The organism is Bradyrhizobium tropiciagri, from assembly GCF_018130545.1.
GTDB classification, from domain to species: Bacteria; Pseudomonadota; Alphaproteobacteria; order Rhizobiales; family Xanthobacteraceae; genus Bradyrhizobium; species Bradyrhizobium tropiciagri_A.
The window spans coordinates 683,565-699,516 of record NZ_JAFCKF010000003.1; the positions used below are offsets into that span (position 1 = coordinate 683,565).

14 protein-coding genes are annotated in these 15,952 nt (G+C 63.2%); 5 read left to right on the forward strand and 9 right to left on the reverse strand.

Annotation, left to right across the window (positions count from 1 at the left end):
- Window positions 1–3 precede the first annotated feature (3 nt).
- The 3 genes from JQ616_RS15980 (at window position 4) to JQ616_RS15990 (ending at window position 5,301) form a co-directional block, all read left to right on the forward strand.
- Complete coding sequence (locus tag JQ616_RS15980; protein WP_212015760.1) at window positions 4–753, forward strand: class I SAM-dependent methyltransferase; 750 nt, start codon at window positions 4–6, stop codon at window positions 751–753.
- Between the two features lies 1 nt (window position 754).
- Window positions 755–3,355: a hypothetical protein gene (locus JQ616_RS15985; protein WP_212015761.1), complete on the forward strand. Its 2,601-nt coding sequence runs from the start codon at window positions 755–757 to the stop codon at window positions 3,353–3,355.
- A gap of 218 nt (window positions 3,356–3,573) precedes the next feature.
- The gene (locus JQ616_RS15990) at window positions 3,574–5,301 is read left to right on the forward strand and encodes a caspase family protein (RefSeq protein WP_212015762.1); all 1,728 of its coding nucleotides are present in this window, start codon (window positions 3,574–3,576) and stop codon (window positions 5,299–5,301) included.
- A gap of 13 nt (window positions 5,302–5,314) precedes the next feature.
- Here the strand turns inward: JQ616_RS15990 and JQ616_RS15995 are convergent, their stop codons facing one another.
- From JQ616_RS15995 to JQ616_RS16020, 6 genes are all read right to left on the reverse strand, one after another.
- Window positions 5,315–6,433, reverse strand: a complete 1,119-nt coding sequence (locus tag JQ616_RS15995) for a cobalamin-independent methionine synthase II family protein (protein ID WP_212015763.1) — start codon at window positions 6,431–6,433, stop codon at window positions 5,315–5,317.
- Window positions 6,434–6,452: 19 nt separating this feature from the next.
- Window positions 6,453–7,169, reverse strand: a complete 717-nt coding sequence (locus tag JQ616_RS16000) for an ABC transporter ATP-binding protein (protein ID WP_212015764.1) — start codon at window positions 7,167–7,169, stop codon at window positions 6,453–6,455.
- Complete coding sequence (locus tag JQ616_RS16005; protein WP_212015766.1) at window positions 7,162–7,914, reverse strand: ABC transporter ATP-binding protein; 753 nt, start codon at window positions 7,912–7,914, stop codon at window positions 7,162–7,164. Before JQ616_RS16005 ends, JQ616_RS16000 begins: the two co-directional genes overlap by 8 nt.
- Entirely contained in the window at window positions 7,911–8,942 is a 1,032-nt protein-coding gene (locus JQ616_RS16010) for a branched-chain amino acid ABC transporter permease (protein ID WP_212015768.1), read from the reverse strand. The genes JQ616_RS16005 and JQ616_RS16010 overlap by 4 nt, the downstream gene beginning before the upstream one ends.
- A 7-nt stretch (window positions 8,943–8,949) precedes the next feature.
- Window positions 8,950–9,819: a branched-chain amino acid ABC transporter permease gene (locus tag JQ616_RS16015; protein WP_212015770.1), complete on the reverse strand. Its 870-nt coding sequence runs from the start codon at window positions 9,817–9,819 to the stop codon at window positions 8,950–8,952.
- 102 nt (window positions 9,820–9,921) lie between these two features.
- The gene (locus JQ616_RS16020; RefSeq protein WP_212015772.1) at window positions 9,922–11,103 is read right to left on the reverse strand and encodes an ABC transporter substrate-binding protein; all 1,182 of its coding nucleotides are present in this window, start codon (window positions 11,101–11,103) and stop codon (window positions 9,922–9,924) included.
- A 367-nt stretch (window positions 11,104–11,470) separates the two neighbouring features.
- Here JQ616_RS16020 and JQ616_RS16025 point away from each other — a divergent pair, with 367 nt between their 5' ends.
- Window positions 11,471–11,761, forward strand: a complete 291-nt coding sequence (locus JQ616_RS16025; RefSeq protein WP_212016326.1) for a hypothetical protein — start codon at window positions 11,471–11,473, stop codon at window positions 11,759–11,761.
- A gap of 96 nt (window positions 11,762–11,857) precedes the next feature.
- Here the strand turns inward: JQ616_RS16025 and purU are convergent, their stop codons facing one another.
- Window positions 11,858–12,721, reverse strand: a complete 864-nt coding sequence (gene purU, locus JQ616_RS16030) for a formyltetrahydrofolate deformylase (protein WP_212015774.1) — start codon at window positions 12,719–12,721, stop codon at window positions 11,858–11,860.
- Between the two features lie 136 nt (window positions 12,722–12,857).
- On the opposite strand from purU, the gene JQ616_RS16035 reads away from it, so the two are divergent.
- Window positions 12,858–13,697 (forward strand): uroporphyrinogen-III synthase, encoded by an 840-nt coding sequence (locus tag JQ616_RS16035; RefSeq protein WP_212015775.1) that lies wholly within the window; start codon window positions 12,858–12,860, stop codon window positions 13,695–13,697.
- Between the two features lie 112 nt (window positions 13,698–13,809).
- Here the strand turns inward: JQ616_RS16035 and fcl are convergent, their stop codons facing one another.
- Together fcl and gmd are read right to left on the reverse strand one after the other, a co-directional pair.
- Window positions 13,810–14,766: a GDP-L-fucose synthase gene (fcl, locus tag JQ616_RS16040; protein WP_433995974.1), complete on the reverse strand. Its 957-nt coding sequence runs from the start codon at window positions 14,764–14,766 to the stop codon at window positions 13,810–13,812.
- Window positions 14,747–15,847, reverse strand: a complete 1,101-nt coding sequence (gene gmd, locus JQ616_RS16045) for a GDP-mannose 4,6-dehydratase (protein ID WP_212015776.1) — start codon at window positions 15,845–15,847, stop codon at window positions 14,747–14,749. Before gmd ends, fcl begins: the two co-directional genes overlap by 20 nt.
- Between the last annotated feature and the right edge of the window lie 105 nt (window positions 15,848–15,952).

A 15,952-nucleotide genomic window follows, 5' to 3' on the forward strand; every position in this document is an offset into this window, starting at 1 on the left:
GCCGTGACAAACAATCCAGACGGCTTGAACCAGCGCCAGATCGTCCACCGCGAAGTGTGGGAAACGAAGGAGGCAATCCGCCTCCTTTACCAAGATTATCACCGGCAGCTTTTTGAGAACTGTCCAGAGGGCGCAATTCTCGACATCGGTGGGGGCACCGCCCACATCAAGCAAACTCGCCCGGATGTCGTCTCCATCGACATCCTGCGCTTTCCCGGCATCGATGTCGTGGCCGACGCTCATCGGTTGCCATTCCAGAATGGCGTGTTTGGTGGCGTGGTGATGCTCGACGTCTTGCACCACTTAGAGCGCCCGATCGAATTCCTCAACGAAGCGTCACGCGTGCTGAAGCCAGGCGGACGGCTCGTGATGATCGAGCCGGCGATGACGACGGTTGCACGCAGGTTCTACGACCACTTTCACGAGGAGCCGGTGGATATGACTGCCGATCCATTTGCCCCGGTGCCGATCGATCCCAATCGTGACCCGTTCGACGCAAACCAAGCAATTCCCTCGCTGCTGTTTGCCACGGAACCGGCTCGGCGGCGCGTCGAACAGACCGTGCCATCGTTCCGCGTGCGCAATGTGGACTGGCACAGCCTGTTCGCCTATCCGATGAGCGGCGGACTGCAGAGATGGTCTTTGATTCCGGCGGCCCTGGTAAGCCCGACGCTGCAGTTTGAAAAGATGGTACCGGTGTTTCTTCGCAAGCACATCGCGTTCCGAATGATCGTCGTGCTGGAGCGAGTATAGGATGCAGTACCTGCTGAGGAGGAGCGGAGCTGCAACCGGGCCGGCTTCGATACACCATGTCAGCGACTGGAAGGTCATCGGCGCAAGATTGATACTCTGGCCACTCGTCATCTTGACGCTGGTGGCGCTCACGCTCCAGCTCGGTATCAAGCAGAAGGAATTCAACTTTACCGGCCCATTCGGAGCGGAGACGGCTTCGCCGCAAGCCTCCCTCATCTTGGGCGTTCCGCAAGAGCCGCCCGCTCCGTGGTGGCGCCAGCCACTGCTTGGAGACACCGGCGAGAAACCGCTTCAGTCCTTCCTCGAGCTGCGCATCAACGGCCGCAAGATGGGCCCCGCGCACACCCTGCACGAGATAATTCGGTCAGGCACGACGTCCGGTTTCAGCCACTGGGGGGAGCAACTGATCTTCGCGCTCCCGCCTGGTGTGAACAACGACGCTACCGCGATCGTGACGCTTCGGTACAGCGTTCGGCCGAGAACCTGGGTGACCGCGGCGCTTGCCATCTTGACTGCGCTGCTCGGCTGCTTCGCATATTCCGGTCCGCTTGGATCACTAGCGAAGCGATTTGGAAAGCAAGCAAAGGCCGTTGCATTAAGAGCCCCTTACTGGATCCTGACTGGGTTCTGCATGGCGGCATTGGCTGCCTCGGCAGTGTTCGCGCTCACCAGCCTGTATGCCTGGATGATGGGCTACGCGCTGCCAACCACCGCGCTCATCCGCTGGTCGCCAATCGCCAAGTGGGCAGCCAACAACGAGCCATATCTTGGGTACCCGCTCTTGATGCTGGCTGGGCTCGGAGCTGTAACGACATGGTCGATCGGCTCGAACGTGTCGGATCAGTCGCTCGTCAGATCATACGAACAATTCGCGCGACGGCTGCTCACCTGGTGTGGGCTTCCGATCGTCGTGTGTGCTCTTGTTTTCTGTATTAGCTCCATGTGGGCAGGAATCGTCAGGCCCAACGACCCTAACACCACGAGTCTTGGTGGCCTGATTCCGTTTTCAGACGCGAACGATCACCTGGTGTCCGCCTTCGGTCAGGTGACGAATGGGACGTGGAGCTGGTTCGCGCTTCGGCGGCCTTTGGCCGCGGCCTTCAGATCCATACTGCTGATCTTTGGCAACCTCTCTTTGCAGAATATGCTGATCCTGCAGGCCTGCGTCCTAGCGGGAGCAACTTGTTTTGCGACGCATGCGATCATGAAGTGGCGCGGAGTCTGGGCCGGAATAACCTTCTTTGCGTTGAGCTATATCTACAGCCGGTATTTCGTGCCGACAACGCTTACCGAGCCACTAGGATTGTTCTGGGCGCTGCTGTCGATTCCGTTTTTTCTCAAGGCCTTTCAGGATCGCTGCGTCAGCGCGGCGCTGATCGCGTTTGCGATGACAGTCATGGCATTGATGACGCGAATGGGGAGCATGTTTACGATTCCTGCTCTCTTGCTCTGGCTGGTTTGGCAATTCGGACAAGGGGCCAAAGCAAAGCTCAGGATTGGCCTTGCAGCTTCCTGCATTCTGCTCGGTGTTCTCGGATTGAATTCCGTGCTGCCACGGGCCTATGCGACAGGCCCTGGTTCAATGACGACGGGCAATTTTGCCTACGTGCTCTGTGGCCTTTCGATGGGGACAACTTGGGACGGTTGCCTCAAGAGGCTCGCCGCGGAAGGTACGCCTGTTGTGGGCACCGAAGAAGCCATGGTCCGGCAACTTTACTCGGCCGCCTGGACGCATTTCCGCGCGAACCCCGGCGTCCTCTTCCAGCGATTGGCCGAGAGCGTGGAGGAATTCGCTACGACATTTCCAGGTGCACTTTGGAGGGGCTACGGATGGGTCGTCCAACCTGACTGGCTAGCTCAGAACTTGCTGACAGCGATATGCTTCGTCGGCCTTTTGTACGGCGCCATACGACGAGCGAAGGCTGTCGAGCTCACATTCTGGGCCCTCGTCTGGACGAGCATCGTGGCATCGTCCGCATTCATTTACTTCGACGACGGTGCACGTGCTCTCGCGGCAAGTCAGCCGATGATGGCGCTGTTCTTTGCGCTGGGGCTGAGCAGCCGCGTCGGCGGGTTGACCGAAGCGGTAGCGCGCTCTCGATTGCCGCGAAACGGATTGATCGTGTTGGTCGTGGCGGCAACACTCTTTGTTTGCGTCCCCTGGACAGCCCATCGCCTCTCGCCCGGGAAACCGGAGGGCGCAAATTTAGCATCAAAGCCGGGCGAGACCTTTGTCTTCGGTGGCCATCGGATTTCTGGTTTCCTCGTCGTCGATGACAGCCAGCCTCTTCGCAATGATATTCCGTCGATTCATCTTGCGGACTTCGCGGCCATCGTCGCCCAAAGCGGGGTCGAGCATTTTCAAGATTTGATCCATCCCGTCATGCCACCCCTACCTTTTGGCTTCGTGTTTGCTCCACGCTTGGAAAAGGATGTCGTTGGCGGGCCCTTGTATATCGTGCCGGCGGAGGTTGTTGTACGTCGCGACATCCCAGCGTGGCATTTCGACGTGGAGCCATGGGGCCAGCTTCATGCCGGCTTTGGGATGCCGTATTGGCTGCACGTTACGAAGGCGGAGCCGTTGCCGGCAGCAGAGCGGTAATGTTTTGCTGGTATTCAGCGTAAGGTAAATCGGCCTCCCAGCACCTGCTCACCAAGGAATGTTGCCCTATCGTCGGGAGCGAAGGCGGGCAACGCTCTCCCTGGTGGTGCGGATATGGGTTTCCACCAATTGAACCCCCTCAGCTTCCCGATCACCAAACAGACATAAGACCGCCTCGCCCTCGCCGATCACCATGACGGCTTACCCCGGGATGACCGATGCGCCGCCTGCTCCTGATCCCCTGCCTGCTTGCCGCCATGCTGTGGGCGGCGCCCGGTTTCGCCCAGACGCGCGCCCAGCTCGGCCCGCTCTGCACGACCGACACCACGCCCGCCGACCAGATGATCGACGCCTGCACCAAGATCATCGCGCTGAAGGTGTTTTCCGGCGAGAAGCTCGCGACCATCCATTTCTGGCGCGCGGTCGGCTGGAACAAGAAGGGCAACTATGCGCAGGTGATCATTGACGCCACCGAGGCGTTGCGCCTCAAGCCCAGCACCGCCGTCTACAATTTGCGCGGCTCGGCCTATTACGACAAGGGCGAGTACGACATCGCGATCGCCGACTTCAACGACGCGCTGCGCATGGGGCCGCCGAGCGGCATCATCTTTCACAACCGCGGCAACGCCTATCGCGGCAAGGGCGACTACGCCAAGGCGATCGCCGACTACGACGCCGCGATCAAGGCCGGTCCGAAATCGGCGTTCTCCTATCAGAACCGCGGCTCCTCGAAGCAGGCACTCGGCGATCTCGACGGCGCGCTTGCGGACATCAACGAGGCTGTCCGCATCGATCCCTCGTTACCGCAGCCATTGATCAGCCGCGCCGTGATCTGGCGCGCCAAGGGCGACATCGCGCGGGCGATTGCAGACACGACGGAAGCGATCCGGCTCGCGAAGGCGAAAGCGCCTGCCAACATCATGACGCCGCCGGGCAGCGTGCTGATCTCAGCCTATACCCAGCGCGGCCTCGCTTATGAGGCCAACGGCGATACTGCGCACGCCAAGGAAGATTATGCCGCGGTGCTCGGGGGCGTGGCCTCCGATGCCGGCAGCAAGGCCAACCAGGCCACCGCCAAGGTGCGGCTCGCACTGCTGAAAGAGGCCGACGCAACACCGCGCAAGACGGCGGCGGCGCCTGCGGCCGAGAGCAGCCCTGCTCCGGCGCCGCCGGCGTCCGCCGCGGCGCCGGCCGCGCCCGCGCCACGCGTGCAGGCTACAGCAACCGGCCAGCGCGTCGCGCTGGTGATCGGCAACGGCGGCTATGCGCATGTGAAGGCGCTACCCAATCCGCCCAATGATGCCCGCGCCATCGCCAAGAGCCTGCGCGACATCGGCTTCACTGTCTCGGAAGGACTCGATCTCGACCGCAACGCGATGCAGACGACGATCCACGATTTCCTGCGCGAGGCGGCGCGGTCGCAGATCGCCGTCGTCTACTATGCCGGTCACGGCGTGCAGGTCGACGGCCGCAACTACCTCGTGCCTGTCGATATCGAGTTCAAGGCGGGCAGCCGCATGACCGACGCGATGGTCGACATGGACACCATCATGGCCGGTCTCGACGACCAGATCCGCACCAACATCCTGATCCTCGATGCGTGCCGCAACAATCCGATGGCGCCGCAGATGGCATCCACGGGCCCAAGCCGCGGCATCGAGGGCGGCTCCGGCCTTGCCGCGCCCGCTACGCTCGGATCAGGCTCGACGCTCGGCGCCGGCACGCTGATTGCGTTCGCGACCGCGCCGGGCCAGGTCGCGCTCGACGGTGAAGGCGCCAACAGCCCGTTCTCGGCGGCACTGTCGCGCCATGTCGGCACGCCCGGCCTCGAAGTGCAGCAGATGCTGACACGGGTCCGCGCCGAGGTCGTCGCCGCGACCAAGGGCAAGCAGGTGCCGTGGTCGAACTCCTCGCTGCTCGGCGAGGTCTATCTGGCAGAGCAATGAGAGCGCGTAGACGTCACTTGCCCCACACCTCGTTCGCGACCTCGACGGCAAGCCGCAGCTTGGCCCACTGCTCCTCTTCGGAGAGGATGTTGCCCTCCTCGGTCGAGGCAAAGCCGCATTGCGGCGACAGCGCGAGCTGCTCGAGCGGGGCAAATTTGGATGCCTCCTCCAGCCGCCGCTTGATCGCATCCTTGCTCTCGAGCTCGCCGAACTTCGAGGTGATGACGCCGACCACCACGACCTTGTTGCCCTTGGGCAGGAAGCGTAGCGGCTCGAAGCCGCCGGCGCGGTCGGAATCATATTCGAGGAAATAGCCATCGTAATTGGTGCCGGCCAGCATGGTCTCGGCGACCGGCTCGTAGCCGCCGGAGGAAATCCAGGTCGAGCGGAAATTGCCGCGGCAGACGTGGGTGGAGATCACCATGTCGGACGGCCGATCGGCGATCGCGTAGTTGATGACCCGGGCGTAGATCTCCTGCAGGCCATCCGGATTGTCGCCGCGCTCGCGCGCCTTCTGCAATTCCTCCGGCGAGCACAGATAGGCCCATACGGTGTCGTCGAATTGCAAATAGCGGCAGCCAGCGTCGTAGAACGCCTTCACCGCCTTGCGGTAGGTCTTGCCGAGGTCCTGGAAGAACTCCTCGAGATCGGGATAGACCTCCTTCGAGATCAGCTTGCGGCCGCCGCGGAAGTGCAGCACAGCCGGCGACGGAATCGTCATCTTCGGCGTGACATGAGCCTGGTCGGCATACTTCTTCAGGAACTTGAAATGATCGAGCATCGGGTGCTGGTCGGAGAAGTCGAGCTTGCCGGTCACCCTGATGGCGTCGTGCCGGGTCTGCACGCCCGCGAACTGGATGCCCATGTCGGGGTGGAACAGCTCGCAGCCGGTCAGGTGGCTGAGGAAATCGAAGTGCCACCAGGAGCGGCGGAACTCGCCGTCGGTCGCAAGCTTGAGGCCAACCGAGGCCTGCTTGTGCACGACCTTCTCGATCTCCATGTCCTCGATCTTGCGCAGCTCGTCGGCCGAGATCTCGCCCCTCTCCAGTCTGGCGCGGGCCTCCTTGATCTTCGGCGGGCGCAACAGGCTGCCGACCTCATCGGCGCGGAACGGAGGCTTGGTTCGCTGCATGGTCAACTCCCGAACGTTTCTAATGTGCTTTGGCCCCGGAGACGCCGAGATGGCGCTCGAGGACGGACGGATCGGCCTTCAACGCGCTGCTCGCGGCATCGTGCACGATCGTGCCGCGTTCCAATATCACAACGCGGTCGGCGAGCCCCAGAATCTTTTGCGCGTTCTGCTCGACGATGATCGAGCAGATGCCGCCCGAGCGCGTGATGGTTCCGATCGCCTTTAACAATTCCTCAACGATGATCGGCGCGAGGCCTTCGGTCGGCTCATCCAGCAGCAGCACTTTCGGGTTCAAGGTCAGCGCGCGGCCGATCGCCAGCATCTGCTGCTCGCCGCCGGAGAGCTGGTTGCCGAAATTGCCGCGCCGCTCTTTCAGCCGCGGAAACATCTCGTACACCTGCTCGACCGTCCACGGTCCAGGTTGCGCCACCGCGGTCATGTTCTCTTCCACCGTCAGCGAGCGGAAGATGTTGCGTTCCTGCGGCACCCAGCCGATCCCGGCGCGCGCGCGCTGATCCGGCCGCATCGCCGTGATGTCATTGCCTGCGAGCGCAACGCTGCCGCTGAAGCGTCTGACGATCCCGACGATCGAGTTGATCAGCGTGGTCTTGCCGGTGCCATTGCGGCCGAGCAGCGCGAGCACCTGGCCCTCGGCAAGCGCCAGCGACATGTCCGGCAGCACCACCGCCTCGCCGTACCCGGCACGCAAGCTTTTGATGGAGAGCAGGTCAGACATCGGCGGCCTCGCCGAGATAGACCGCCCTCACCTGCTGATCGCGCGCGACTTCGTCGGGCGCGCCTTCGGTGAGCAGACCGCCATTGACCAGCACCGAGATGCGGTCGGCAAAGGAGAACACGAGGTCCATGTCGTGCTCGATCAGCAGCACGGTGACGTCGCGCGGCAATGCCGCGACCGCGGCCAGGATGTCGTGGCGCTCGCTTTCGGGCACGCCGGCCGCGGGCTCGTCGAGCAGCAGCACCCGCGGCTTCGCCGCGATCGCAACCGCGATCTCGAGCAGGCGCTGCTTGCCGTAGGGCAATGTAGAGGTGAGTTCGGTCATCACGTCGAGCAAATGAAAGCGCGCCAGGATTTCGGCAATCTCGGCGTTGACGTCGGCGCGCGTCCCCATCCGCCGCCACCAGTCGCCGCCACGGCCCATTCGCTCGGACACCGCAAGCCCGATGGTCTCGAGCGGGGTCAGGTCGGCATAGAGCTGGTTGATCTGGAAGGTGCGTGACAGCCCGCGCAGCACCCGTCTGTGCACGGAAAGGCCGGTGATGTCGCGGCCCTCAAGCAGGATCTGCCCGCTGTTCGGCGTCAGCACGCCGGTGAGCTGATTGATGACCGTGGTCTTGCCGGCGCCGTTCGGCCCGATCAGCGCGTGGCGGGCACCCTGCATCACCTTCAGCGAGAGGTCGCGGGTGACGCGAAGGCCGCCAAAGGATTTTTCGAGATTGCGGGTTTCGAGCGCGATCGTCATGACACGTCGCTCTCGGGTGCGGCGACGACGGCCTTGCGGCCGGCGAACTGCCGGATGATCAGGTTCGGCACGAACAGCACCCAGCGGTGGATGCGCGCGCGGCCGACCATCACGATCACGACCAGCACGAGGCCGATCCAGAACAGCCAGTACTGCGGAGTGATGCTTTGAAAAAACTCCTGCAGCATCTTGAACACGACGGCGCCGATCAGCCCGCCATAGAGATAGCCGGTGCCGCCGATCACCAGCACCAGCATCAGGTCGGCGGAGCGCTCGAAGGAAAACACGTCGAGCGAGGCCAACGCCGTGGTCTGGGTGAACAGCGCGCCGGCGATCCCGGCATAGAACGCGGCGAGCGTATAGATCGCGATCAACCGGCGGTTGACCGGCACACCGATCGCGGCCGCGCGCAGCGGATTATTCCGGATCGCGCGCAGCGACAGGCCGAACGGCGAATGCACGACCCGGCGAGCGAGCAGGAACAGGATGAACAGCACGATCAGCGAATAGAACAACCCGGTCTTGCCGTACATGTCGAAGGCGAACAGCCCGAGAATCGGCTGCATCTCGATACCCTGCAGGCCGTCGGTGCCGCCGGTGATGTCAGAAAACCGCTCAGCGAGCGCTTCCAGCAGCAGCGCGATGCCGAGCGTCACCATCAACCGTGTCAGGTCGACGCCACGGATCACCAGGAAGCTGGTCAGGAAGCCGAGCACCGCCGCAACGAGACCGGCGGCGACCAACGCGATGACCGGCTCAGTGATGATGCCGTGCAATGCCAGCAACCCGGCCGAATAGGCGCCGACGCCAAAGAAAGCCGCATGGCCGAGCGAGACGATGCCGGCGTAGCCGAGGATCAGGTCGAGTGACAGTGCGAACAGGCCGAGCCGCACGATGTCGGTCATGATCAGATAGCGTGACGGGAACAGGAAGGCGCAAGCGAGCGCCAGCACCCAGAACGCGACCTCGCTGATCCGCCAGCGCGCGCTGGCCATCGCGTGAGTGGAGACGTCGGACAGCGCGGTCATGACGACCTCACCGCGCCGCGGTGCGGCCGAACAGGCCGTTCGGGCGCCAGAGCAGGATCACGATCATGACGGTGTAGATCACGAAGGGGCCGACCTTGGGCACGTAATATTTGCCGGCGACATCGGCGATGCCGAGCAGCAGTGAGGCGAGGAACGGCCCCGTGATGGAGGACGATCCGCCGACGGTGACGACGATCAGGAAGTAGATCATGAACTTCAGCGGGAAGTACGGATCGAGCCCGAGGATCTCCGCGCTCAGCGCGCCGCCGAGGCCGGCGAGGCCGCAACCGAAGGCAAAGGTGAACGCGAATACCTGCGGCACATTGATGCCGAGCCCGATCGCCGCGCGCGGATCGTCGACCGCGGCGCGCAGCCGGCTGCCGAACCGCGTCTTCGCCAGGATCAATTGCAGCGCCAGCGTGAGCAGGCCGCAGATCACGACGATCATCAACCGATAACGGCCGATGCCGACGCCGAACAGGTCGATCTGACCCTCCAGCTCCGCCGGCAATTTGATGAAAACCCGCGACGATCCCATGATGTAATCGACCGCCGCGACCGACATGAACACCAGACCGATCGAGAACAGCACCTGGTCGAGATGGCTGCGGGCATAGAGATGGCGGTACAGCGTGCGCTCGAGCGCGATACCGATCGCGGCGCTGCCTACAAAGGCGAGCGGCAGCGCCAAGAAGAACGGCCAGCCGGAATTGTTGACCAGCACGGCGCAGATATAGCCGCCGGCCATCGCGAAGGCACCGTGCGCGAGGTTGACGAAGTTCATCAGCCCGAGCGTCACCGCAAGCCCGCAGGCCAGCACGAACAGCAGCATGCCGTAGGCGACGCCGTCGAACAAATTGGTGAGGATAGAGGCCATGACGTCAGCTTAACCGAGAGGGCGCAAGGAACACCACGTCAACTGGACCGTCATGGCCGGATAGTCCCGGCCATGACGTAGAGGGAGACGGAGCTTCGCGCGTCACTTCTTGGTCTTGCCGGAATCCTTGACGGCTTCGAAGGTCGCGAACTCGACATTGTAAAGCTCGCCGTCGACCTTCTCGACCTTGCGGATATAGATGTTCTGCACGATGTCGCGGGTTTCCGGATCGATCGAGATCGGGCCGCGCGGGCTCTCCCACTTCATGCCCTTCATCGCCTCGATCAGCTTGTCGCCGTTCGTATCGCCACCCGTCTTCTTCAGCGCCTCGTAGATCAGATGGATGCCGTCATAGCCGCTGACCGCCATGAAGCCGGGACGGTTGCCGAATGCCTTCTTGTAGGCGGCGACGAAATCCTTGTTCATCTGCGACGGATGCGCCGCGGAATAAAGATGCGCCGTCACCGCGCCGAGCGCGGCATCGCCCATGTTGTTGAGCAGATCATCGTCCATGACGTCGCCGGGGCCGATCACCTTGATGCCGCTCTTGTCGAGCCCACGCTCGGCATATTGCTTCATGAAGTTGCCGCCCTGTCCCGCCGGCACGAACACGAACATCGCGTCGGGCTTGGCATCCTTCATGCGCTGCAGGAACGGCGCGAAGTCGGGATTGGCAAGCGGGACCTTGACCTCCTCGACGATCTCGCCGCCGCCGGCGGTGAAGTGCTGCTTGAAGAAGGTCAGCGCGTCGTTGCCCGGCGCGTAGTCGGAGGTCAGCGTTGCAACCTTCTTGATGCCGTTCTTGACCGCCCAGTCGCCGATGATGGTGGAGGACTGCGCCAGCGTGAAGCTGGTGCGCACGATGTAGGGCGAGCGCTCGGTGATGATCGAGGTGCCGGCGGCCATCACGACTTCCGGGATCTTGGCCTGCGTCGCCAGCGGCGCCGCCGCAAGTGCCGCGGGCGTCACGCCGAAGCCGGCGATGAAATTGACCTTGTCATTGACGATCAGCTCCTGCGCCAGCCGCTTGGTGTTGTCGGGCACCGCGGCGTCATCCTTCAGGATGATCTCGATCTTCTTGCCGGCGACAGTGTCGCCCTTCTGCTGCATATAGAGCTTGATGGCGTTATCGATCTGCTTGCCGGTCGAGGCCTGACCGCCGGTCATCGGCAGGATCAGGCCGATCTTGACGGCGTCCTCCGCCTGCGCCGGCACGCTGCCGCACAGCCCCGGAAGCACTGCCGAGGCGGCGGCCCACAGCAACATTTTGCGACGATTGAACATCGACGTCCCTCCCCCTTCCATTCTTCTGCATCGAGCCTTAGTCCCCGGCTCTTGCTTTACCTTAACCCAAGCATGTCGCGGCAAAGCCGCAACGCGACAAGGCGTCCCCCCGTGCCCTCTGTCAATCGGACGATGGACGTGTGTCGCGCGCAGCCATTGGATCGTTGCAACAGCAACCAGTATCAGGATACCAGAATCATCCCCCGAAACTCAACGCCCCGAACGATGCGCCGCGGCCGCCGTGCGCTTGATTTATTTGTACGATCGTACAAATGAAGCTGCGATGTCAACAAACAAGCACAATTGCAGCCGAACGGTCACGGCCGAGATCATCATCCATAAAGACCAGGGCTGTATTCTGCCTCCAATGCCGATCCTCACGCGCCCGATCCCTGTCCTGACTGCCCTCGCGCTCGCAGCCTGCGCGCTCGGGGGATGCAGCACCGTGAACCAAAAGCTTTCGGCCGGGATGGCCGACTATATCCCGGCCTGGGCCGGCGGCCTGCCCGCCGACGCGCCGCCGCGGGCGGGCACACCGGAATACGACAAGTTCATGCAGGAGCGCGAACGCAAGCGCCTGATGCCGGCGGCCGAGCGTGGCGACGACGCTACCAAGCCGTCAGCGCCAGCCCCCGCACCGCAGAACGCGGCTCAATAAGCGCGATGAGATCAGGCTGAGCCGTCATCGCGCCTTGGATTCTTGCTTAGGCATGATCGTTTCGGAAAGCCGCTTCGCACCTTTCCGGATCATGCCCTAATCAACGAACACCACGGTCTTGCGCCCGTTGAGGATGACGCGGTCGGCGAGATGGTAGCGGATCGCGCGCGCCAGCACGCGGCGCTCGATGTCGCGACCCTTGCGCACGAGATCCTCGGGCGTGTCGCGATGGCTGATGCGCTCGACATCCTGGTCGATGATCGGCCCCTCGTCGAGATCGCTGGTGACGTAATGCGCAGTGGCGCCGATCAGCTTGACGCCGCGCTCATGGGCCTGGTGATAGGGCTTGGCGCCCTTGAAGCCCGGCAGGAAGGAATGATGGATGTTGATGCAGCGGCCCGACAGCCGCGCCGACATTTCATCCGACAGGATCTGCATGTAGCGGGCCAGCACCACGAGATCGGTCTGGGTGTCCTGGGCGAGCTGCCACACCGCGTCTTCCTGCTGCCGCTTGGTATCCTTGGTCACCGGCAGATGATGGAACGGGATGTCGCCGAAATCGAGCGAGCCATAGGCCTCGCGCGGATGGTTGGAAACGATCGCGGTCGGGATCATCTCGAGCTCGCCGGTGCGCCAGCGATAGAGGATGTCGACTAGGCAGTGATCGGACTTCGACACCAGGAGCATGACCCGGCGGCGGCTGGCGCGATCGCGCATCTGCCAGTCCATGCCGAAACGCTCGGCGATCGCGGCAAACCCGGTCTGCAGCGCCGACAGTCCGACCGCGAGGTCGGCCGCGGTGAACACCACCCGCATGAAGAACTTGGCGGTCTCAACATCGTTGAACTGCTGGGCATCCAGGATGTTCTGCCCGTTATGCGCGAGGAAGGTCGACACCGCGGAGACAATCCCCGGCCGGTCGGGACAGGACAGGGTCAGAACGAATTGATGGTCGGGCATGCCAATTGACCAAAGCTTGAGCAGATACATGGAACAGTCATTTTCGGCCCTCGTCTATCACTGCCGGCGGCCTTGCGCCAATCCCGCCGCAGGGTTCAAATCCAACAAATGACGGCAATGTTAGTTAAGGACCACCATGGCTGACCGGCTGAACGGCTACCGCATCCTGATCCTCGAGACGCGCGAGGAGGCACAGTTTTCCCGCCTGCTCACTGAGCAGGGCGCCGACGTGCTGCAATGCCCGATGTTCACCATCCACGATGCGCCGGATCCGGCGCCGATCGAGGCCTGGATTCGCCGTGCCATCGAGCGGCCGTTCGACGACCTGGTGCTGATGACGGGGGAAGGCCTGCGCCGGCTGATGAAGGTCGTCCGCCGGATCGGAGTCGAGGCGGAGTTTGTGGGCAGCCTCGGCAAGACGCGCAAATTCGCCCGCGGCCCCAAGCCCGGCCGCGCGCTGCGCGAGATCGGTCTCGAGCCGCAGATGACGACCGAGAAGCCGACCTCGGAAGGCGTCGCCGAGATGCTGTCGAAGCTCGACCTGAGCGGCCATCGGCTCGGCCTGCAGCTCTATCCGGACAAGGATCACACCACCCTGATCGGCGCGATCAAGGCACAGGGCGCCGAGGTCGATACCGTGCTGCCCTATGTCTATGATGCGCAGGCCGCCGACGCCAACATCGTCACCGCGATCGAGGAGATGGCACAGGGCCGCATCGACGCCATCGCGCTGACCAGCTCCGGCCAGGTTCGCCGCTTGCTCGAGGTGGCACAGGCGCATAAATGCGAGGCGCAATTGCGCGAGGGGCTGAAGCAGACGCCAATCGCGTCCGTCGGGCCCGTTGTGTCGGACGAGTTGAAGACCTATGGCCTTGGCACCGACATCTACCCGGCGAACGATGCGTTCTTCATGAAGCCGCTGATCTCGGCGATGGCGACGGCGCTGTCGAAGGCGCCGCCGCGCGCGGCCAAGTAGCCGCAACAGGCGTCATTGCGAGGAGCGAAGCGACGAAGCAATCCACCTCTTCGCAAGCGGCGCGATGGATTGCTTCGCTCCGCTCGCAATGACGGCGTGGAGGCAGTCGAAACTACTCCGCCGCCTGCCTGGTCTCGCTCAGATAGGCCTGGTACGCGAGGGCGATGCCGGCCTCGAGTGCAGTGGTGGCGCGCCACCCGAGCTTGGCGAGCCGGCCGACGTCGAGCAGCTTGCGCGGCGTGCCGTCCGGGCGCGAGGTATCGAAGCTGATCTCGCCGCGATAACCGACGGTAGCCGCAACCACACGGGCGAATTCGGCGATGGTGATGTCCTCGCCGGTGCCGATATTGACCAGTTCCGGTGAGGAATAGGTCTTCATCAGATGGATGCAGGCGTCGGCGAGGTCGTCGACATAGAGGAATTCGCGGCGCGGCGTGCCGGTGCCCCACACCACGACATTGCCGGCGCCGGAGACCTTGGCCTCGTGGAAGCGGCGGATCAGCGCGGCAACGACGTGGCTGTATTCGGGATGATAATTGTCGCCGGGACCGTAGAGATTGGTCGGCATCACGCTGATGAAATCGGCACCGTACTGGCTGCGATAGGCCTCGGCCATCTTGATGCCGGCGATCTTGGCGATCGCATAGGGCTCGTTGGTCGGCTCCAGCGGGCCAGTCAGCATCGAGTCCTCGCGCAGCGGCTGCGGCGCCAGGCGCGGATAGATGCAGGACGAGCCGAAGAACATCAGCTTCTCGCAGCCATTGGCGTGGGCCGCCTGGATCACATTGGTCGAGATCGCAAGATTGTCGTAGAGGAACTCGGCCCGCAGCGTGTTGTTGGCGACGATGCCGCCGACCTTGGCGGCGGCGAGGAACACGGCCTGCGGCCGCTTCGCAGCAAACCAGGCGTTGACCGCGGCCTGGTCACGTAGGTCGACCTCGCCGCGCGAGACCGTCAAGAGGTTGACCTGTTCGCGCGCCAGTCTGCGCGTTACGGCCGAGCCGACCATGCCGCGATGGCCGGCAACGAAAACCGTCTTGTCCTTCAGTTCAAACGCCGTGCTTGGCATTGGCTGCATCCTGCCTGGCCTCGACGAGATCGCCGGCGACCATTTCCTTCACCAGTTGCGCAAACGACGTCTTCGGCGCCCAGCCGAGCTTGGCGCGCGCCTTGCTGGCGTCGCCGATCAGGAGATCGACCTCGGTCGGACGGAAGTAGGCTGGATCGATCTGCACCAGGGTATTGCCGGACGCCTTGTCGACACCGACCTCCTCGACGCCCTTGCCGCGCCATTCGATGCTGCGACCGACCTCCGCAAACGCCAGCTCGACGAACTCGCGGACCGACCGCGTCTCGCCGGTCGCGAGCACGAAGTCGCCGGGCTCGTCCACCTGCAGGATCCGGTGCATGCCCTCGACGTAATCGCGGGCATGGCCCCAGTCGCGCTTGGCATCGAGATTGCCGAGATAGAGCTTGCTGTCCAGTCCGAGCTCGATACGGGCGACGCCGCGTGTGATCTTGCGTGTCACGAAGGTCTCGCCGCGGATCGGGCTCTCATGGTTGAACAGGATGCCGTTGCTGGCGAACATGCCATAGGCCTCGCGGTAGTTCACCGTAATCCAGTAGCCGTAGAGCTTGGCGACACCGTAGGGAGAGCGCGGATAGAACGGCGTGGTTTCCTTCTGCGGCACTTCCTGCACGAGGCCGTAAAGCTCCGAGGTCGAGGCCTGGTAGAACCGGGTCTCCTTTTCCATGCCGAGGATGCGGATCGCCTCCAGCAGGCGCAGCACGCCGATCGCGTCGGCATTGGCGGTGTATTCCGGGCTCTCGAAACTGACCTGGACGTGGCTCTGGGCCGCGAGGTTGTAGATCTCGGTCGGCCGGATCTGCTGCACCAGGCGGATCAGATTGGTCGAATCGGTCATGTCGCCGTAGTGCATCAGGAACGGCACATTGCCGACATGCGGGTCCTGGTAGAGATGATCGACACGCGCGGTGTTGAGCGAGGAGGACCGTCGCTTGACCCCATGCACGGTATAGCCGAGCCCGAGCAGATATTCGGCGAGATACGCGCCGTCCTGCCCGGTGATGCCGGTGATCAGCGCAACGCGCCGCTTTGAGTCCTGAGCCGCCGAATCTTTAACCGCCATGTCATCTCCAGAGAGCGCGAAACCCGCGCGATCCCGACGAGGCCGGTCTGTAGCATCCGGCATGCTCCAAGTCTAATGCCTTAATCGTTTGAAAGATCAGGACTT

Excerpts from the sequence above, each read along its gene's own strand:
- JQ616_RS15985 (WP_212015761.1), top strand. The coding sequence starts at position 755 with ATGCAGTACCTGCTGAGGAGGAGCGGAGCTGCAACCGGGCCGGCTTCG.
- JQ616_RS15990 (WP_212015762.1), top strand. The coding sequence starts at position 3,574 with ATGCGCCGCCTGCTCCTGATCCCCTGCCTGCTTGCCGCCATGCTGTGG.
- JQ616_RS15995 (WP_212015763.1), bottom strand. The coding sequence starts at position 6,433 with ATGCAGCGAACCAAGCCTCCGTTCCGCGCCGATGAGGTCGGCAGCCTG.
- JQ616_RS16000 (WP_212015764.1), bottom strand. The coding sequence starts at position 7,169 with ATGTCTGACCTGCTCTCCATCAAAAGCTTGCGTGCCGGGTACGGCGAG.
- JQ616_RS16005 (WP_212015766.1), bottom strand. The coding sequence starts at position 7,914 with ATGACGATCGCGCTCGAAACCCGCAATCTCGAAAAATCCTTTGGCGGC.
- JQ616_RS16010 (WP_212015768.1), bottom strand. The coding sequence starts at position 8,942 with ATGACCGCGCTGTCCGACGTCTCCACTCACGCGATGGCCAGCGCGCGC.
- JQ616_RS16015 (WP_212015770.1), bottom strand. The coding sequence starts at position 9,819 with ATGGCCTCTATCCTCACCAATTTGTTCGACGGCGTCGCCTACGGCATG.
- JQ616_RS16020 (WP_212015772.1), bottom strand. The coding sequence starts at position 11,103 with ATGTTCAATCGTCGCAAAATGTTGCTGTGGGCCGCCGCCTCGGCAGTG.
- JQ616_RS16025 (WP_212016326.1), top strand. The coding sequence starts at position 11,471 with ATGCCGATCCTCACGCGCCCGATCCCTGTCCTGACTGCCCTCGCGCTC.
- purU (WP_212015774.1), bottom strand. The coding sequence starts at position 12,721 with ATGCCCGACCATCAATTCGTTCTGACCCTGTCCTGTCCCGACCGGCCG.
- JQ616_RS16035 (WP_212015775.1), top strand. The coding sequence starts at position 12,858 with ATGGCTGACCGGCTGAACGGCTACCGCATCCTGATCCTCGAGACGCGC.
- fcl (WP_433995974.1), bottom strand. The coding sequence starts at position 14,766 with ATGCCAAGCACGGCGTTTGAACTGAAGGACAAGACGGTTTTCGTTGCC.
- gmd (WP_212015776.1), bottom strand. The coding sequence starts at position 15,847 with ATGGCGGTTAAAGATTCGGCGGCTCAGGACTCAAAGCGGCGCGTTGCG.